The 20698-nt window shown below is 39.5% G+C and carries 14 protein-coding genes; 12 read left to right on the top strand and 2 right to left on the bottom strand.

The window, feature by feature from the left end; translation table 11 throughout:
- Window positions 1–336 precede the first annotated feature (336 nt).
- From ACH63V_RS15995 to ACH63V_RS15960, 8 genes are read left to right on the top strand one after another with little or no spacing between them, the layout of a single operon-like run.
- Window positions 337–1395 carry an ABC transporter substrate-binding protein gene (locus ACH63V_RS15995; protein ID WP_396464038.1) on the top strand — a complete coding sequence of 353 codons (1059 nt, stop codon included), beginning with the start codon at window positions 337–339 and terminating at the stop codon, window positions 1393–1395.
- 13 nt (window positions 1396–1408) lie between these two features.
- Window positions 1409–2119 carry a class II aldolase/adducin family protein gene (locus tag ACH63V_RS15990; protein ID WP_000209266.1) on the top strand — a complete coding sequence of 237 codons (711 nt, stop codon included), beginning with the start codon at window positions 1409–1411 and terminating at the stop codon, window positions 2117–2119.
- Between the two features lie 33 nt (window positions 2120–2152).
- A complete protein-coding gene (locus ACH63V_RS15985; protein ID WP_396464037.1) occupies window positions 2153–3346 on the top strand; it encodes an LLM class flavin-dependent oxidoreductase in 1194 nt (397 codons plus the stop codon).
- A 10-nt stretch (window positions 3347–3356) separates the two neighbouring features.
- On the top strand, window positions 3357–4931 hold the full coding sequence (locus ACH63V_RS15980) for an ABC transporter substrate-binding protein (protein WP_396464036.1): 1575 nt from the start codon (window positions 3357–3359) through the stop codon (window positions 4929–4931).
- A gap of 5 nt (window positions 4932–4936) precedes the next feature.
- The gene (locus ACH63V_RS15975; RefSeq protein WP_174744795.1) at window positions 4937–6088 is read left to right on the top strand and encodes an ABC transporter permease; all 1152 of its coding nucleotides are present in this window, start codon (window positions 4937–4939) and stop codon (window positions 6086–6088) included.
- Window positions 6085–6933, top strand: coding sequence for an ABC transporter permease (locus ACH63V_RS15970; RefSeq protein ID WP_000096369.1), 849 nt, complete (start codon window positions 6085–6087; stop codon window positions 6931–6933). The genes ACH63V_RS15975 and ACH63V_RS15970 overlap by 4 nt, the downstream gene beginning before the upstream one ends.
- 2 nt (window positions 6934–6935) lie before the next feature.
- Complete coding sequence (locus ACH63V_RS15965) at window positions 6936–8753, top strand: dipeptide ABC transporter ATP-binding protein (RefSeq protein ID WP_396464034.1); 1818 nt, start codon at window positions 6936–6938, stop codon at window positions 8751–8753.
- Between the two features lie 26 nt (window positions 8754–8779).
- Window positions 8780–10048, top strand: a complete 1269-nt coding sequence (locus tag ACH63V_RS15960) for an acyl-CoA dehydrogenase family protein (protein WP_396464033.1) — start codon at window positions 8780–8782, stop codon at window positions 10046–10048.
- A gap of 336 nt (window positions 10049–10384) precedes the next feature.
- On the opposite strand, the gene ACH63V_RS15955 is transcribed toward ACH63V_RS15960, so the two are convergent.
- Window positions 10385–11437 (bottom strand): ABC transporter substrate-binding protein, encoded by a 1053-nt coding sequence (locus ACH63V_RS15955; RefSeq protein ID WP_396464032.1) that lies wholly within the window; start codon window positions 11435–11437, stop codon window positions 10385–10387.
- Between the two features lie 283 nt (window positions 11438–11720).
- Here ACH63V_RS15955 and ACH63V_RS15950 point away from each other — a divergent pair, with 283 nt between their 5' ends.
- From ACH63V_RS15950 to ACH63V_RS15935, 4 genes are all read left to right on the top strand, one after another.
- A complete protein-coding gene (locus ACH63V_RS15950) occupies window positions 11721–13532 on the top strand; it encodes an ABC transporter ATP-binding protein (RefSeq protein ID WP_396464031.1) in 1812 nt (603 codons plus the stop codon).
- The gene (locus tag ACH63V_RS15945; protein ID WP_396464030.1) at window positions 13529–15361 is read left to right on the top strand and encodes an ABC transporter ATP-binding protein; all 1833 of its coding nucleotides are present in this window, start codon (window positions 13529–13531) and stop codon (window positions 15359–15361) included. Before ACH63V_RS15950 ends, ACH63V_RS15945 begins: the two co-directional genes overlap by 4 nt.
- A gap of 166 nt (window positions 15362–15527) precedes the next feature.
- A complete protein-coding gene (locus ACH63V_RS15940) occupies window positions 15528–18020 on the top strand; it encodes a TonB-dependent receptor plug domain-containing protein (RefSeq protein ID WP_396464029.1) in 2493 nt (830 codons plus the stop codon).
- A gap of 89 nt (window positions 18021–18109) precedes the next feature.
- Window positions 18110–19321, top strand: coding sequence for a lipase family protein (locus ACH63V_RS15935; protein WP_396464039.1), 1212 nt, complete (start codon window positions 18110–18112; stop codon window positions 19319–19321).
- Window positions 19322–19414: 93 nt separating this feature from the next.
- Here the strand turns inward: ACH63V_RS15935 and ACH63V_RS15930 are convergent, their stop codons facing one another.
- Window positions 19415–20503: an LLM class flavin-dependent oxidoreductase gene (locus tag ACH63V_RS15930; RefSeq protein ID WP_396464028.1), complete on the bottom strand. Its 1089-nt coding sequence runs from the start codon at window positions 20501–20503 to the stop codon at window positions 19415–19417.
- Between the last annotated feature and the right edge of the window lie 195 nt (window positions 20504–20698).

Below are 20698 nucleotides of genomic sequence, written 5' to 3'. Positions count from 1 at the left end.
GTATTATTAAATAAATTTTCATCGTATTTGATCTACGCAATAATAATTTTTGAGTCATACTGTAGCAGTTGCTTTTGTTACTTATATCTAGAAGATAGAGCTCTGGTCTCCTGAAAAATTGTTGAATTAAAAAATTAGCTATAACAAATATATTGAAAGTTATATTTGTCTAAAATAATTGTTGATAAAACAACACTAGCCTTGAAAAATGATGAAATATAAACATATCTAATTCTGCTGTTTTTGCATAAATAATTGAAAATAAAAAATAAATTAAATTGGCATAAAAGCTGCTCAATGTGACTGATGAAAGTGGAATTATCCTAAGGAATCCGTATGTCACTTGTAGTAGATAAAAAAGAAAATTCTAAAGAATTTGTAAAAAACATCCTGTCTGAAATTTGGGTCACTCGATGTCCAGTACCCACAGCAACAGGTATTTCATTAAAACGCGGTACTTTAGTTAAAAAGTTTGAAAAACACGGCATTGATGTTGCCGTCTTGCAAGATGCGCGTAAAGGGTTATCGGTTCATCATTTTGATCATCAATTGCCAGCTCTGTTCCGAGAGGGTGGAAATGTACCTGCGTTAGCTGCACGCTCTGAAGGCGCGCCAAGCCGACTCATTGGATTGACTTGGATTGATGAGTGGCAAGTCATTATTGTGCGACCTGATTCAGATATTAGCCAGCCAGAGCATTTAAAAAATGCGAAAGTAGCTTTACCAGAATATGCTGACAAACGTGCTGGCAGTATTTTTAGAGCCATGTCATTGCAAGGTATTCGTGGTGCTTTACAACTTGCCAATCTCACTTTTCGTGATGTGAATTTTATTGAAGTACCTGAACGTGCTGGATCTAAAGAAAATCGTGATGCGAGTACGTATTGGTCAGGTCTTGATGCATTAATTACAGGTGCAGTTGATGCCGTGTATGTAAAAGGAGCTTCTGCTGTTGAAGCTGCAACTAAACGTGGCCTAAAAGTTGGGATTGATTTAGATAAATTTGAAGATGTGACTTCTCGTGTTAATAACGGTACACCTCGTCCCATTACGGTCCATGAAGACCTGTTAGAAGATCATTTTGATGTGGTCGTCGATTTTCTTGAAGAATTGTTTGATACCGCAGATTGGGCACAAGATCACTTAGATGAGGTCTTGGTAATTTTAGAAGATGAAACGATTGCAGGGGCAGAGAGTGTTGCTACAGCCTATCGAAATAATTTTCATAAGTCTTTACATCCCTCACTAAGTGAAGATCGTTTAGAGCTTTTAAAACAACAAAAAGATTTTCTTTGGTTGCATGGTTTCTTAGAGCGAGATGTCGATATTGAAACATGGGTTGATCATCGTCCTTTACTCGAAGTTTTAAAACGTCGTCAAAATAAAAAATTTTAAAGAGGATTTGATCATGACAACACTTATTCAAACGCCATTGTCTCGCGAACTCAATGACTTTATCGAATTGAACCGTGAAAAAGCTGAATTTGCTTTTGAAGTATTCCGTGAAACAAGAACAATTACTGCAAACGGAACCGTTAATTTTGTTGAACGTGGGCCTGAAAATACCTTAGTTACTTTTAACTATGCAGGGCCGTGGTCTAAAGATAAAAAAAGCAAAGTATTGGTGGAGACAATTGATGGTGAAGTTTTACTGGGAAGAAAAAGTGCAGGTGGGCGCTATAACAAGCTTTTTAAAGAGCATGCAGATGTCACCACAATATCTCATGTACACGCGCCGAATTTAGGCGCTTGGGCTCAAACCCATCGTACGTTACCGATCCGTTATGTGCCTGTTCAGCGCTTTCATTTGTTTAAAGAGTTGCCGATTTATATTGATCGCCGTCAAGCTGAAGTGGATTTTATTTTAGATCAGCTCAAAGTTGATATTGAACATCGGGCCATCTTAGAAGCCAATGGCGGAGCGACTGTATGGGGACGCCAAGGACTACAGGAAACTGCTGAATTTATTTTATTGCTTGAAGAAGGTGCTCAAATTCAGCTGCTCGCTGAATTAGTCGGTGGCAGCCGAGAATACGGGCAAGGGGTTTTACATCAGCAATGGAAAATGAGCGGATTGACTGAAAAAGCAAAATCGCTGGGCTTACTTCCTCTGAATTAGATAAAGATTTAAAAAATAAAGATCGAGAATACTATGGCTGTAAAACTTTTATGGTATCTCACTTCTCCAGATGGACCATATCCATGGTTGGAATCTGGGCGGTGGGATACCGATTATGAACACTTGCAACAGATTGCGATTACCGCAGATCGACTTGGTTTTTACGGTTCACTCATGGGTACAAGTGAGTATGAAACACTTGCTGTTGCTGCAAGTTTAATTCCATTTACTGAACGTTTAAAGTTTCTGGTTGCCCAACATCCCGGAGAAATTCAGCCAGCAGTTTTGGCAAAATATGCGCAAACTTTTGATGCATTTTCTAAAGGGCGTTTGTTATTTAATGTCGTTAATGGAAATGATAAGGGTTTGGCAGCTTTAGGCATTCACTATACTCATGATGAGCGTTATGACTTTAGTAAAGAATACTGGAATGCATTTCAACAAAACTACTTAGGTGATACCTCGGGATTTGAGGGCGAGTTTATTCAAATTGCTCCACGCTTAGAGGGTGGATCTCCAATGTCCAAATGGCGCGGTCCTACTCAAAAACAAGGTGTTCCTTTATGGGGAGCAGGAACTTCTGCCAAAGGCGTTCAGCATTCTGTTGAATTGTTAGATGTGTATTTAAGTTTTGCGAATACACCGCCATTACTGGGAGAAAAGTTTAGTAAGGTTGCGGCTGAGGCAGCAAAAATTGGCCGAACTTTAGAATTTGGTACTCGATTACAAATTATTGTTCGGGAAACAGAAGAAGAGGCTTGGCAATATGCTCAGTCGTTACTTGACAAGATTGATGTAAATTATGCAATCGAAGCTGTTAAACGACAGCTTCCTCCAAATGAAAGTTTTGAGAGTTATCAAAGCAATAACCCCTCTATTCAGAAAAACTTAGAACAATTACGACAAGGGGTTTTGCCTCAAGCTAAAGATTTTGAAATTTATCCTAATGTTTGGACTGGCCCATCTTTATTTGGTTTCGATATTTTAAACCCAGCCGCAGGGACTGCTTTAGTGGGTAGTGCTGAAAATATTGCCAAACGGATTAAAGAATACGAAAGCTATGGTGTATCAGCCTTTATCTTGTCTGGGTTTCCGTTAATTGGAGAAGCCTATCGGGTAGCAGATTTATTGTTCCCATTATTAGAGCTAGATCATGGTTTTGAGTTACCTAAGCTAAATAAAAATTCATCCATTGATTCCCTCTTGAATCAAGAAGTCGTGGTTTAAGGGAGAAGGCATGAATAAAATTACACGTAGAGAACTCATCAAACAGACTGGATTAGGTGTTGGTGCTTTTGCTGCAATAAGCCTTATAGGATGTTCTAAGCCCGATTCTTCATCGTCTGAAAGCGCCACTGCCGCTTCACCCCAAAATGATACGCCGAAAAAAGGTGGTGTTATTAAAATTGGAGTGATTAATGGTAACCAAGCAGGCAACTTAGATGCACATAAACCTATTGGTATGTCCAGTGCGTTTAGAGGTTGGCCTTTATATGCAAAGTTATGGGAATGGGGCAGAGATATTCAGCCAAAACTCGCCCTTGCTGAATTTGCTGAGCCCAATAATGACGGAACGAAATGGACTATTCGCCTAAAAAAAGGACTCGAATTTCACCACGGTAAAACCATTACAGCCGATGATGTTATTTTCTCTTTACGGCGCTTAACCGACCCCAAACTTGCCTCACCATTTGCAGCTTATCTTTATTCTTTGCAAAGAGATGCAATTAAAAAGCGCGATGAATACACCGTTGAAATTCCTTTTTCTCAAGGAAAGGGATTGGTTGCTTTACCAGAAGCATGGATGAGCTGGGGTGGAATTGTTCCTACAGATTATGACCCAGTTAAAAATGTAGTCGGAGCTGGCCCCTTTAAGCTTGAAAGTTTTACACCTGGTCAGCGTTCACGTTTCGTACGTTTTGAAAATTACTGGAAAGAAAATCAACCTTATGCTGATGCAATTGAAATTATTGATTTTAAGGATCAGACAGGGCGTCTTGCTGCTTTGCAATCTGGTCAAATTGACATTGCTTCTGGGGTAAGTGCCGAGCATATTGCTTTAATTCAATCTAATAAACGGCTAAATCTCGTTTCATCGGAAACCGATGCTTGGCAATCCTTTGATATGAATACGTCTAAAGCGCCGTTCAATGATCCTCGGGTACGACAAGCTTTTAGATTGATTGCCAATAGAGACGATTTGGTCAAACGTGCTTTAGCTGGGCAAGGACGAGTTGCAAATGACCTTTATTCGTTTAGCGATCCTGTATATGACCACAGTATTGCGCAGCGCAAGCAAGATTTAAATAAAGCAAAAGCGCTACTCAAAGAAGCTGGTTTTAATAACAGTCTAACGGTCGATTTATATACAGGCCCAGATAGCAATGCTGCATTAGTTTTTGCTCAGCATGCTGCTCAGGCCGGTGTCATTGTTAATGTTAAACAGGTTGAGGCTGCTACTTTTGCGGATGCAGTAAAACAAGATTGGGCATTTAGTACAGGCTCGAACGTTTCACGTCCTTTCTTATTAACAGTCTTGCAAATTGATGGGCCAGGTGCGGCAAATAATAAAACTCGTTTTAAGAATGAGCGTTTTACGGAACTAGTGCATGCAGCATTGCAACAACCCGATTTGGAAAAACGAAAAGTTCTTGTTCATGAAGCACAGCATATTCAACATGAGCAAGGTGGTTTACTCATTTGGGGCTTTAATAATGTCCTTGATGCACATTCGAACCAAATTGGTGGTGTAACGCCTGATCGCACTGGTTTTGCTGCGTGGCGTACAGATGAATTCTGGCGTAGAGGGTAACCGATATGACAATTCAATCCAGCAAAATAGAAGCATCTATTCAACAACCAACAATTGCCAAGTCATTTGAATTTCCTGCATGGTTACCTTGGTTTTTGACACGTTTGGTGTCAGGGGTATTGGTTGTATTTGTTATTAGTCTCATTGTCTTTATTGCGACACAAGCACTTCCATCTGACCCGGCTCGTGTCATTTTAGGACCAGAAGCGCCTGAAGCGACGGTACAAATACTTCGTGAACAATTGGGATTAAATGATCCGATATTACTTCAATACTGGCATTGGTTGAGTCAATTGTTGCAAGGTAATTTTGGACGCTCGATTGATTCCAATGTGCCTGTTTTAGAAATTATTAAGAATTATTTTGGTAATACAGTTGCACTCACGAGCCTCGTGATTGTCGTTACTGTACCGATTTCAGTCGTGTTAGGTGTGTGGCTCTCGCTTCATCGCGATAGCAAACTCGATCGTATTATTGTCTCTAGCTCTATTGTGTTTAAAGCGGTGCCGGGGTTTGTTATTGCGATTTGGTTAATGATGTTTTTTTCAACATCGGTTTTACACATATTGCCAGCCGCATCGTTGCTGATTCCTAATGAGTCGCCTTATAGCCAGCTAGAATTTTTAATTTTACCAATTTTAACTTTAGCTTTATCACTCATTCCATATCTGATGCGTTTAGTGCGTGGTTCCATGATTGATGCGCTAGAGTCGGAATATGTGACCTCTGCACGACTGCGTGGTATTCCTGAGCGCCGGATTATTTGGAAACATGTTTTACCTAATGCATTGGTTCCTGTGGTGCAGGGTACAGCATTGACCATACGAGTTTTGCTGAGTGGTGCTCTCATTATTGAGGTGGTTTTCAGTTACCCCGGTATTGGTAATGCACTTAATGCAGCAATTGAAATGAGGGATATCCCGACCATTCAAGCAATCGTTTTATTGCTCACCATTTGTGTGGTGGTTGTTAATTTAATTGCAGATTTAATCACGACTTTACTCACACCAAAAATACGAACTGCAAAAAGACATAAAGCACGTTCACCAGGGCGACGTCAGGCATTACGTTTATGGAAGTCTGGCCGACCAATTACGGTAAAACCTGTCGATCGTCGCAATGCGTTAAAGAATATTCAGCAAGGAGGTGGGAAATGAGCTCACTTCATTGGTACCAAAGAAACTTTTTTCAAACATTAATCCGTGAAAGACAAGTACGTTTTGGATTTGTAGTCACAGCCCTAGTTTTGATTTTCGCATTGGTTGGACCGTTATTTGTTGCATTTGAACCTACGGCATTGGTCGGCATGACTTATGGACCACCCGAAGGAAAATCATTTTTAGGTTATGACTATATTGGTCATGATGTTTGGTCACGTGTTCTTGCTGGCGGTGCTTCAATTATCTGGATGACGCTAGCTGCCAGTTTGGTCGCATTAGTTATTGGTTCTAGTTTAGGCATATTAGCTGCTTTTGCCCGAAATAAGATTGATCAGTTCGTAACTTGGCTGACTGATGTTTTTATGGCCTTTCCTGATCTTATTTTGGTCTTACTTATCGTTTCGATGTTAGGTCGACAGCCTTGGCTCATCGTTTTAACGGTTTCAATAGCTTTTATTCCAGGAGTCGTGCGTCTTGCACGAAGCGTTGCACTTAATTTAGTGGAACAGGAATATATCGAAGCTGCCCGAATTCTTGGTTATTCAAAAACTTATATTTTATTCCGTGAAATTTTACCCAATATGTTGACGCCATTACTCATTCATCTTGGTGTGATGCTGACATGGGCAGTGGGTATGTTATCTGGTTTGGCTTTTCTAGGTTATGGCGTGGCACCTCCAGCAGCAGATTGGGGGCTCATGATTAATGAAAATCGCGCTGGTTTATTAGTTCAACCATGGGCCGTGTTTGCTCCTGTCATCTTAATTGCCTTGTTTGCGCTCGGAACGAATGTATTGGCTGAGGGCGTTGGACGTGCAGCAGCTCGGATTGAGGAAAAATAAATATGGCAAATACATTTAAAAATACAGTATTGACCGTAACAGACTTAACCGTGGCATTGGTAAACACCGGCAATCACATCGTTTCTAATATTTCATTTAGCTTGCGAGAAGGTGAAGTTTTAGGTCTGGTCGGAGAGAGTGGTTCTGGTAAAACGACATTATCGAGTGCCTTATTGGGCTATGCACGACATGGCGCCAAGATTATTCAAGGAACTATTGAACTGGATGATGAAGATATTCTCAGTTTAGATGATCATGCTTTACGTCAGGTTCGTGGCTATAAAATTAGTCATGTCGCTCAAGATCCTGGAACGGCACTCAACCCAGCATTAAGTATTGGTCAACATTTATTTGAATTATTAGAAGTCCATCAGGCCCAGTTATCAAGCGCTGAAAAATACCAGAAAGTAGCCAAAATTTTAGATGAAGTGGGGTTACCTCATGATGAGCTATTTCTCAAGCGTTATCCTCATCAACTTTCAGGTGGACAGCAACAACGAATTTTATTGGCCTTGGCATTCTTATTACAGCCACGTTTGATTGTTTTAGATGAGCCAACCACCGCCTTAGATGTGACGACACAGACATTGGTGTTGAACATCATTCGTAAATTATGCCGTGAATATAATGTTGCTGCTATTTATGTATCGCATGACTTAACGGTTGTAAAAGATATTGCAGATCGGGTGATTGTTTTATATTCAGGGCGAATTGCTGAAGATGCGGTATTAACCCAACTATTTGAAACCCCTAAACACCCTTATACGCAAGGTTTACTTAACGCCATTCCCGATGTGGCCATTCGTAAATATTTATCTCCAATTGAAGGACACGCACCCTCACCAAATGAGCGTCCAGCCGGATGTGCTTTTGCAGTACGTTGTACTTTCGCCACAGACATATGCCGTCAAAAACAACCTGAATTAACTCAATTAAAAGATGAGTTTGACCCGCATTTTGTTGCTTGTCACCATTCGGATCATGTTGGCGTGATTAATTTTAAAGAGCTTGATCATCAGGTTATTGAACGAGAAACTGATCAAGAAGCACTGCTGAAAGTTGAACATATTAATGCGTGGTATGGGCAGCAACAGGCTCTTTTTGATATCTCATTTCAACTCAAAAAAGGCGAATGTTTAGCATTGGTTGGTGAGTCGGGTTCGGGTAAGACGACTTTATCGCGTGTCATTGCTGGCCTGAATGAAAATGCAGATGGACAAATTACATTAGCAGATGAAGTCTTGTCGTTACGTGGGCAACAGCGCCATTTGCAGCAGCGACATAAACTGCAATATATCTTTCAAAACCCTTATAAAGCCTTGAATCCAGCGCATACGATTGGTCAGACACTAATTAAGGTCGTGCAGCATTTCTTTGGAGCATCTCGACAAGAAGCCATAGAAAAAGTCACACAGGTACTTAAACAAGTCTCTCTGCCTCTACAAGTTCAAGAACTCTATCCAAGAGATTTATCGGGTGGGGAGCGACAACGTGTGGCTATCGCGCGAGCTTTGCTGTGCCAACCTGATGTTTTGATTTGTGATGAGATTACGTCTGCTTTAGATGTTTCAGTTCAGGCATCTATTTTAAAACTGTTACAAGACCTTCAGCAGCAAGGGGTGACCTTACTATTTGTGACCCATAACCTAGGGGTTGTTCGTGCAATCGCAGATCGAGTCGCCGTATTAAAAAATGGACATATTGTTGAATACGGTGAAACAGATCAAGTGCTGAGTCGTCCTCAACATATATATACCAAAACTTTGCTTACACATGCGCCAAGCTTGTTTAAAAACAACGTACTAGAAGTTAGCGCATAAAAAGAACAGATTTTCCGGAGTTAAAAATGAACGATATTAACCAACGCAGTTTTTTAGAATTAGGTAGCGTAAGACATATTCAAAGCGAGCAAGAAGCACTTGAGATTGCAAAAGAGGTGGCAGATCAACTGAATCAATTTGCTCGAGATCCAAGTTATAACAAGACTGTCCCTTATGATCAGGCGCGTTTAATTTCAGAAGCTGGTTTAACCGCGATTATTGTGCCCAAGCAATTTGGAGGCTTAGGTGCCAGTATTTCAACATTGGTCAATGTGGTGAAAATTATTTCATCTGCCGATGGTGGTGTAGGGCAGTTATTACAGATTCACTTCACTATGTTCCGAGGAATTTTAACTGGCTATGACGATGAAATTCGTGATCAATTACTTGCCGATGTATTAAGTGGAAAGCGTTTGGGCAATGCACTTGCAGAGGTGGGAGGCAAAGATAAGTTTCAGCATAAAACACGTATAGAACGAAATGCAGAAGGACAATTAATTTTAAATGGCAGTAAGTTTTATTCTACGGGTTCTTTACTCGCAGAATGGATTTCTTTATTTGCTAGTAGTGATGATGGACCAGTCTCGATTTTAATTCATCGAGATACAGAGGGAGTAGAGTTGCTCGATGACTGGGATGCAATGGGACAAAATAATAGCGTCAGTGGCACTGTTAATTTTAAAGATGTGATTGTTGATGAACGTTATGTTGCTAAGCGAAATACAGGTGGTTTAGGCACTGTTTTACGTACAGGACTCACTTGGCCTCAGATTTTACACGCTGCAATGGACACAGGAATTGCCAAAGGGGCATTACAAGGCGGGATTGATTATTTACAACATCATACTCGACCTTGGGTAGAAAGTGGGGTCGATTCACCTACACATGAATCTCATATTATTAAACAAATTGGTGAGTTTGCTGTTTTAGTTCGTTCTGCTGAGGCATTGTTAGATCGTTCAGCACAGATTTTTGAACAGCATTTGGCAAATGTAGAAGATGAAGACTTACAAACGGAACTGATTTTATCGGTTGCTGCTACACGAAGTCAGTCTGATCATGCATCTTTAAAAATTTCGAGTGAAATTTTTGGATTACTCGGGGCAAGTTCAACCTTATCGAAATGGAACCTAGACCGTTTCTGGCGTAATGCACGAACCCACACCACGCATGATCCAATTCGCTGGAGGCTCTATCATGTTGGAAATTATTATTTAAATAATATTCCACCAGGAGAATACAACTCAGTGCTTCTGAAGAAACAGGCGGAAAATGTGACTAAATTTAATAAATAACCCGAGTTCGAAAGTAAATATGATACTCGGAAACGTCATCTGCAACCTGCATGGTTTAAACAAGAGACTGTTTCTACGAGAGGTTTTAATAAATCCAAGAAAAGAACAGGTTTTGCAGATGACAATGCCTTTGGTTACTTTGGGCGAAACCAAAGTAACTCCAGCTGAAAGCTAATCCTAAAATTGGATAAAACTCGATAAGACTCCGTTAAAATAATTGTTGTTAAAGAGATTAACATTACCCATGCCAACTACTACGATAGTTTACGGTTACTTGAATTTGGATTCTAAAAATAAAAAAGGTTGTCATCAAGACAACCTTTTTGTTTTGAAGTATTAAGCCACTTGAGCTTGAATAGAAATATCCTGCGCCAGCCATTCACAAACATTAATCTGTGCAGGAATAAAGTTCCAGCGATAAAGAAAGTCACTTAAGTCTTGTAAAGCAATAATAGAAGTCTCATTAAAGTTAGTATTCAGTTTCAGATGCGCATCTGCACCATACGCCGCATGAACCCATTGCTCACTACTATTACATTCTTTTGCCAAATAACGATGGGTTTCATCAGCATGTGCATGGGCCCATTGTTCTGCTTGTAAAACAGCATCGACAATCGCTTGGGCTTGCTCTGGATATTGCGTTAGAAAATCTTCATCGACAGTAAGTGTTCTTGGTGTTCCATTATTAGAGCGTAGAATAGGATCTGGATGTGATCCAATATCAATAATGGTATGCAGGGCGAAATCATGAGCAATTTGTGCAGCATGCGCACCTTTTAGGAAAATAGCATCAACATCACCTTTAATTAATGCCACGATTTCTGCACTTGCATTAATTTTGTTGCGATTACCATAAAAACTAGAATCATTTTCTTCAGGTTGTTGTTGCTGTGCGGCTAAAATATCTGCTCGTAAACAATCAACCAACTCAAGATCGCTTACCTTCAAATCCACTGTTTTTAAGGCATTCTCTAAACCACGAATCGCCTGTGCACGCGAGAAATCAATAATTGCATCTTGATTCAGTGGAATACCAAAACGTTTGCCTTTTAAGTCTGCAACAGTTTTGATGTTTGAATCGTAGCGCGTTAACAATAGTTGAACTTCATCCGCCCAAGATAAGCCAATCACTTTGGTTTTTTGACCAGATGCATATGCCCAAATTGCAGGAATACTGCCGCCATGTCGAACTGAGTTGGCAAGGGTATGGTTAAAATGGGAGTTACGAATATCTTTGGAGTTTGATTCTCGAATTGATTTTATTTCAATCTGCTGCTCATTAAATTTTTCTTTGAGCCAACCTTTTTGAATTGAAATGCCTAGACCAGTTGGTACGGGGCAGCGTGTATACCAAAGTGTGTTTAATGGTTGAGTTTGAAGTGTTGTCATCGTGACATCCTTTTGTGGTTTTCATGCTTTAAAGCAAAATTGATGCCACTCATTAATTTATTGATATTTATAAATTATTTTTAATATCTTTTTTTATGATGTTGATATATCAAATTTTGTTGCGATTACAACACAAGAATTGCGTTGGTGTTTTAAAAACAACACCCCCATAAATAGCGCTCTATAAAAACAATATAAAACAATAATTTAAAATATTTTTTAAGATCATTAATTTGGCATGAATCTCGCAATAAAACGGAATCTTAAATTTTTACTATCTTTTATGTTTAAAAATTATCCATTATTGCGAAGTTTGGCTTTATATCGTTTTATGCCATTTCGTTTTGTATTGACGGCGACCTTATTTGTTATCGCAAATATCGGGTTAGCACTTCAACAGTATTCAATCGGTCATGCGATTGATACCTTAAAACATAGTGAACGAGCAACCTTATTTCAGCATGCTATCACTGATCCTTTAAATCCTTGGTTTTGGTTCATTCTACTTACGAGTATTGCAAGTATTAGAGCTGTTATTCAATATTTAGCAGGGTTAAGTGCTTTAACCATTGGCCAGCAACTGCTAAGTATTTTAAGGGAAAGAATCTTTAGCCAAGTACAGCATTTAGATGTTTCATGGCACTGGAAACATGGGCTAGGAGAAGTATTATCTCGTACAACACGTGATTCAGATAAATTAAAAGAAGCGCTCATCAATTTTTGGCGTCAAGTATTTGAGTCAAGCTTGGTTGTTACCGTAACCGTTGGGCTCTTGTGTTGGTATCATCCTTGGCTTGGCCTAGTTCCTTTATTATTTATTTTTTTAGGGCTTTGGGTTCTATTTAAACTGACCAATCAATTGGTGGTTCTGGACCATCAAGTTGCATCTGCATATGAAAAAGTCAGCGATACATTGGCAGAAAGCGTCAATGGAATTCGGGTAGTCAAAGCTTTTCAACTCGAAGAGAAACTCTTACAACGTTTTAACCATGCTGTAGATCTATTTATTCATCATTCTATTCAGACCATCAAGACAAGTGCGAAACGACTTCCTATTCCACAAGTGATTATTGCAGGTTCTTACTTATGGGTCATTGCTTTTGGTGCTTATTTAATTGGTCAAAATCAGTTGCAAGTAGGGCAATTTGTTGCTGCCATTCTCATGGCAAATTTATTGGTGTTTCGTATTGAAAGCATTGGTCAGGTCTTACATATTTTTGCTGATGCGCGTTCGTCTGCAACAAGAATCTGGCAAATGTTAGATGAGAAGTCCGCAATTGAAGATCAACAATATCCTCTAACATTGCAATGGCGTGATGAGTTAAGCATTAAATTAGAAAATGTCAGCTTTCAGGATAAAACAACAAAAAGTTATATTTTAAAGCAATGCAGTGTTGAATTTCGAACAAGTGAAATCGTTACTGTTGTCGGTAAGACAGGCTCAGGTAAAACGACTTTGATGAATTTACTGAATCGGTTTATTGACCCAACGGAAGGGCAAGTTTTGATTGGTTCTGAGCAAATGGGATGGACGAATATTAAAGATTTGAGCCTATTTGAATTACGACATTTGGTTCAGATCATTCCTCAAGAAAATTTCTTTTTTAGTGGCACACTGGCAGATAACTTAAGAGTTGCTAAGCAAGATGCAACGGAGCAAGAGATGAAAGAGGCTTTACATTTAGCCTCTGCATCTGAACTATTACAACGACTTGATCATGGCTTAGACGCATTGATTGGGGACAAGGGCGTTACCTTGTCTGGAGGACAAAAACAACGACTTGCTTTGGCCCGTTCTATTTTAAAAAATTCGCCAATTTTAGCGCTAGATGATTCCACCAGTGCCTTAGATGCGACTACAGAAAAACAAGTTTTACAACGCCTATCAGGACTTTCTGATGATGGAAATCATTTTAAGAAAACAATCATTATTAACTCTAATAAACAAACCACGATTGCTTTATCTGATCGCGTTATTGTGCTTGATCAGGGTCATATTATTGCCCAAGGTTCACATGCTGAATTGGTTCAAGACTGTTTGTTTTATCGAGAGTTGATGGGTTTTCAGTTAGAGCAGCAGGAGATTGATGCATGAATACTAATGTTAAAAATTTCCGCCCATTTGCAAAATCAGCTGATCTACAAATTGAAGAAAATTTGGCAAATGCCTCAATTCATAGAGGAATGCTAAAAAAACTTATTCCTTTAATTTATCCCATCCGTTACTTACTGCTTGCGTTAATTGCAGTAGAAATTTTACAAGTGATGAGCGTTTTTGTTCGGCCTTGGGTAGTGAAATATATTTTAGATTCGGGCTTTCAACACATTGCTGGAAAAATGGCATTGAATCAGCCTGTTTTATTCATTGCGATTAGCATTTTAACTTTGAGTTGGATTTGTCGTTTTGCTTTAGCGGGCGTATCAAAATATCTTTCAGGCCGAGCAGCTTTGAAAGTGATTAATGGTTTAAGACGTTCGTTATTTCAGCATATCCAAAGTTTAAATATTGGTTATTTTGATCGTACCAAGGCTGGCAGGATTATTTCACGGGCCGATCGTGATGTTGAAACGCTAGAGCCTGTTTTAATACAAGGGCCACCAGAGTTACTTTCGACAATTTTGCGTTGTGGATTAGCTTCAGTACTTCTTTGGCATATCTATCCACCATTTTTCTGGTGCTTATTTGCGATGCTACCCATTTTATTTGGTATGACCGCTATTTTTAAAAAGTCATCACAAAAACATTGGGGACGAGTTGCGGAGGAACGCAGTCGATTTACTGCTCATTTGGTTGAAACAGTAAATGGAGCAAAAATCATTCAGCAGTTAAATTACACTGAAACCAATCAATCTCGTTATCAAGAATTATTAAAAGACTTTAATAATTCTATTATTTATGGCAGCAAGCGGACCAGTTGGTTTGCTCCCTTTACAGGTTTGCTTTCGACTCTAGCTACTGCCGGATTCATTGTGATTGGCAGTTATGCTTATAGTGACGGCATGATTAGTATAGGGCAATTTGCAGAGAGTATTTTCTATGTATTTTTATTCTTAGCGCCCTTACAGGAACTGACCGATCTATTTGAGCGCTATGCCAATGGGGCGGCATGTGCGCAGCGAATATTTTTACTTTTAGACACTCAGTCTACGATTCAAGAACAACCGAATGCTGTGAAACTCGAACAGTTGAATGGTCATATTCGATTTCAGTCGGTAGATTTTGCCTATACTTACAAACCTGTTTTACAAAACTTTAATTTGGACATTGAAGCTGGAAAAATAATTGCGATTGTAGGCCCAACTGGACATGGCAAAAGCACCATGGTTCAGTTGCTAACTCGATTTTATGAACCCCAGCAGGGTGGAATTTTTCTAGACCGTTATCCAATACAGAGTATTCATCTCGCAAGTTTAAGACAGCATGTGAGTATTGTTTTACAAGATAATGTTTTATTTAGTGGATCTATTTTAGATAACTTACGTCTAGTTCAACCTGATGCTTCAGATCAGAAACTTATCCAAGTTATTGAAGAGTTAGGGGCAGACGAGATATTGCAACAACTGCCGCAAGGCTATTTCACCGAAGTGGGAGCGCTTGGTAAAAATCTTAGTCATGGACAAAGGCAACTTGTTTGCTTAGTTCGTGCTTATTTGGCAAACCCCAAAATATTAATTCTAGATGAAGCCACCTCTGCAATCGATATTTATACCGAGCAAAAAATACAATATGCGCTCAGACGCTTATGCCAAAATAGAACATGTATTGTCATTGCACATCGGCTGAGTACCATTCGTGAGGCCGACAAAATTGTAGTGATTGAAAATGGCCATGTCGTAGAAGAAGGTTCGCATGAGCAGTTAATACAGCAACAGTCGGCTTACTTTCAGTTATATCAGTCATATTTACAAAACCAACTTATTTAAGCGATTTGCAAATTTCACAACTGTAGTTTTATAAACATTTTTTTGAATCATTGTTTAAATTTAAACAATGATTCTTTTATTTAATCTTCCTAATATATTGATAATAAATAATAAAAGATTTGGCATCGGCTTTGCTATATCGGTCTAGATCGTTAAGGAAGCTAATATGCATACATATTTTTCTCAATTCATTCTTCACTCCTCAATTTTTGCACTGAGTACACTCACTGCCTCAATTACTTTGGCAAATGATCAAAAGAATTTGCCAGAGAAAGAGGATGCCATCACATTACAATCTGTGGTTGTCACAGGCTCTAGACGAGCAATCAGTAGCTCTCTTGATGCGCCTGCACCCGTTGATATTTTAACTGCTAAAGAGTTACAAGAGACTGGTGCAACTGATCTTGCAGCAGCATTAACACGGCTGTCTCCTTCAGTGACTTTACCGAGTTCTCCAGCAGGTGGTTTTGGGGCATCGGTTCCGCCAAGTATTGCACTTAGAGGATTATCTGCTGATCAAACTCTAATTTTAATTAATGGAAAACGTCGTCATACATCCGCTTATTTCACCCGCCAAGCCTATGCAGGTGGAAGAGGCGCAGCGGTAACTGACCTAAGTTTAATTCCAGTGAGCGCGATCGAGCGTATAGAAATCTTGCGGGATGGTGCTGCGGCACAATATGGTTCAGATGCAATCGCCGGTGTCGTTAATATTATTTTGAAATCACGAGATCATGGAGGTGGCATAAGCTATCAAACGGGTGGCTATACTCAAGGAGATGGTGAACAACATAAAGTTAATCTTTGGAAAGGTTTTGCGCTCCCTAATGATGGTGCATTGACGGTTGCATTAGATTTAGGCAAACGTGAAGCGGCAAGTAACACGGCACCTGATACGCGAACTTTTTATGATGGTTCAACCAAGGCTCAATATACAGAACAAAATACACCCTATAGAACTTGGAAATTTGGCTCCCCCGAACAAAAAGATCAAATCAATGTGACTGCCAATCTAGATTTACCTTTGACAGATGACGTTGCACTTTATGGTTTTAGTAGCTATGGACACCGTAAAACAATAGGGGAAAACTTTTATGAGCCTCCAACAACCAAAACCGTACTGAATCAATCCAGCTATTTTAAAGAACGTTATCCAGATGGACGCTCACCATTAAGCTTAGTCACTGTAGATGATTTTGCAACGACAGTTGGAGTTAAAAAAGGGGAGCAGAAGTCAGGTAAATATGATCTTTATGCAACCTATGGACAAAATAAAGTCAGCACAGAACAAGGCAATGGCATTAATCCAAGTTACGGGCCAAATTCTCCTTCAAACTATGACTTGGGTGAAAATATTTTTTCACAATTAAATACAGGGCTAGATTACAGCCGTGCTATTGCAATTGACTGGTTAGCAAGCCCACTCACGTTATCTACAGGGGTTTTATATCGTTGGGAGCAATATAAGCAAAATGCTGGTGATCCGATTGCCTATACCCGCGGTCCATATTTCAATCCAAGCACAACTTTAGGCGTTGGTGTCCCAGGAATATATGCCGGAATTACAGATCAAGATGAACGAAAAATTAGCCGCGATGTTTACGGTATCTACCTAGATTTAGAAGCAGATATTATTAAAGACTTGAATGTCGGAGCAGCAGTCCGGAGTGAAAAATATTCAGACTTTGGTTCGACAACGAACGGGAAAATATTTGCTAAATATGATGTATCACCTAAATTTACGGTACGTGGTTCAGTAAATACAGGCTATAGAGCACCGTCATTGGCACAGCAGGGCTATTCGGCTTATAGCGTACAAACAGTGCAGACCCCTTCAGGTTGGCAAGATGTTCAACAAAGAACTTTAGTTGCAGGAAGTGAGGCGGCTTTACTCATTGGCGGAACTGCTCTTAAACCTGAGAAATCGACGAATTATTCTTTAGGTTTTGTTTGGAAGCCATTTGTTAATACATCAGCAACTTTAGATCTTTATCAAATCGATATTAAAAATCGTATTTTGCTTTCAGACAATATTACTGGAAGTGTAATTACCAATGCTTTTTCAAATACACCGTATTCGAATATTGCCAATGTAGCGTTCTTTAATAATTTACTAGATACACGTACTCAAGGCTTAGAGCTCGCGCTTAAGCATGATTTAAACCTTGAACAATATGGCAAGTTAAATCTGAACCTTGGTCTGGCCTATAACAAAAATGAAATTACCGAAACTCGAGATTCTATTACTGCAAAAGGTGAACGAATTCCTGTTTCAAGCATTGCAGGACGAAATACACAAAGCCTCATTGAGTCTGCTGCACCAAAAACAAAGCTAACGCTTGGCGCACTTTGGTCAAATCAAGCTTGGAGCGTGAATACGGCTGTCCGTCGCTACGATAAATGGACCACTTTAAATAATACCAATACTGCACTAGACCAAACCTTTGACCCTCAGTGGATTGCAGATTTGGATATTGGCTACAAAGCGGATGCATTCGTGAAAGGCCTGAAATTCAATTTAGGGGCGATCAACTTATTTAATAGCCATCCTGATCAAGCCAAAGATTCTTCAGTCGGCAACATTGTCAAATATAGTTTTAATGCGCCTGAAGGAGCATTTGGAACGTATTTATATGGCCGCGTAAGTTACGAATTTTAAATCAAAAATGATGAGACAGTTTTTTAAGGTAAATAACAATGCAACATACTTTTTTATCAACTTTATGCAAGTTTTCTTTAATCACAACGATGTTAACTTCTAGTTGTTTGGCCACCGCTCAACAAGCTCCTGCGCCTGAAGATAAATATGGAGATGGCCGAGTTTCCGAGTTTTATACATGGAAATCAGCTATTCCTGAACAGGCAGGAAAATTATTAAAAACTGAAGCGATTCATAATCCTTATATTCGTTTAGCAAATGACAGTCAGGCTATTCGAATTCTCTATAGTTCTACGAGTGGTAAAGATAGCAAAACACCTATAGTGGTTTCAGGAAGTATTCACTTACCAAAAGGAACTCCACCAAAAGAAGGTTGGCCAGTGGTGTTATGGGCGCATGGTACTGTAGGGTTGGCAGATGCTTGTGCACCATCTTGGAGTGGACGATCATACCGAGATGTACAATATTTAAATCGTTGGCTTAAAGAAGGATTTGCTGTTGTTGCCACAGATTATGAAGGGTTAGGTGTTGCAGGACCGCACTTGCTAATTAATAACCCAATGCTAGCCTATAGTATTTTAGATAGTGGTAGAGCTGCTTTAAAAACTAAGTTGCCACTTGCTAATAAGTTTGTGATTGTTGGCCAATCACAAGGAGGCGCTGGGGCTGTTGCGGCTTCTTCCTATTCGGCAACGTACGCACCTGACTTAAATATTAAAGGTTCAATTGGTACAGGCGTGATTTATCAAGATCCTGAAGCGACGCCTGAAAAAAATCAGTTAAAGTTAAATCCTTACGAAGTCAGCCCATCACTGGCTTATGGCATCTATAGTTTTTTAGTGACACAAAGTTTATATCCAGAAATTAAAACAGAAGATATTTTCACACCTGAAGCAGCGCCTTTAGTTGAACAAGCAAGAAATGCATGCTTAACAAGCTTTATGGGGGATATTCAAACTGCGGGTCTTTCGCCAGCACAAGCATATAAACCTAATCCGCCGGCAAGCTATAAAAAGCTGCAAGAGAAACAGTCAAATGTTTATGGTTATTACCCTACATTAAAAATCAGTCATCCATTATTTATTGGGACAGGGGCAAATGACCGAACTCCAGATGCTCGTTCTCAAATGAAGCTAGTGGCAGATGCTTGTAAAGCCGGTACAATAGTCGAAGGTCATTTGTATCATGGCTTAGGACATAGCGAAACTGTTAATGCCTCCTTAAAAGATTCAATTCCGTTTGCTAAAAAGGTGATTGCGGGAGAGAAAATTCAGGCTATTTGTAAACCTGACTTGCAATAAAAGATGGAATAAAGATTTTCTCACTGAAGAAAATCTTTATTAAAAAAAGCCGCTTTCAAGGATATTGAATAAGCGGCTTTTTGCTTTAAATGTTTAAGCGATTTGTTTTAATCTTGTGGCTGCCTCTTCACGTACAGCGGGGATAATATAACGACCATAATCGACCGTATCATAGATCGGATCGTAGCCCCGATTTAAGAAAGTCGTCACCCCTAAATCTACATAATCGAGTAATGAGGCAATAATGGTGTCTGGTGTACCAACTAGGGCAGTCGTATCGCCATAAGCTCCTACAGCAGTTGCGGTTGGCATCCATAATGCGCGGTCATGTCGATCACCTTGCTGGGCTGCTGCTAATAAGCGCTGTGAACCGATGCCTTTGATTTTATGTCCCGACAATGTGCCGTTATTTTGAAAAGTTGGATTATTTTGAATATCTGCAAGAATCTGTTCTGCTCGTTGCCAAGCAAGTTCTTCGGTTGCACCAATAATAAGACGTACAGATAAGCTAACAGGAGGCTGCGGTTTATTGGCTTTTTCTGCTGCGAGCTTCAACTTAGTAATTTGCTCTTTTACTCCAGCCAGTGGCTCACCCCAAAGTGAATACAGGTCTGCATGGCGGACTGCAATATCATAAGCGATGTCTGATGAACCACCGAATGAAATCGGGATTGTACCGTTGACAGGCTTTAACGGGCAAAAAGCATTATCTAACTTAAAGTATTTACCTTCATAGCTAATCGGTTGATCACTTTTCCAAAGTTTCTGGATGATATCTAGATATTCACCCGTCCGTTCATAGCGCTGAACTTTATCAACAATATAATCGCCTTCTTGAGGCTCCGCTGTAATTCCGGTAATTGCATGTAAACGGATTCTTCCACCACCTGTAGTATGGTCAAGCGTAGCAAAAGAACGTGCAGCTAGATTTGGAGTGAGGAGTGCAGGACGATGGGCAATCATGAATCCAAGACGTTCTGTATGTTGGGCAAGGTATGCTGCGATTTGTGCACTGTCTGGGCTGGTTGGCCCGCTAGCAATTAAGACTTTATCAAAACCCGCATATTCATGTGCCCGTGCGTGGTAACGTAGATATTCAAGGTCAATTTTATGGCCAATTCGTGTTCCTTTGGTTTCAGACCATTGGTTAGGGAAAACCATACCTACAAATTCGATGCTCATTATTAAACCTATTTTGTGGATTTTAAATGAATGAGCAAAATAAATGCCAAACTTTATACCTATATAAATCAAATATAGGAATGGATTATAATTTTTTAGAGTGTTTGGATTTAATCAAAAACACAACATTGTGTTTGAGAAGCAACATATCATAAAAAAAGAATTGTGTTTATTTTTAATTTATAAGAGAAAATA

This window comes from Acinetobacter sp. ABJ-A23_2 (assembly GCF_044538765.1).
GTDB lineage: Bacteria > Pseudomonadota > Gammaproteobacteria > Pseudomonadales > Moraxellaceae > Acinetobacter > Acinetobacter nosocomialis_A.
Note: the sequence above shows the minus strand (reverse complement) of the source record. Positions and strands in the feature narration are given on the sequence as shown.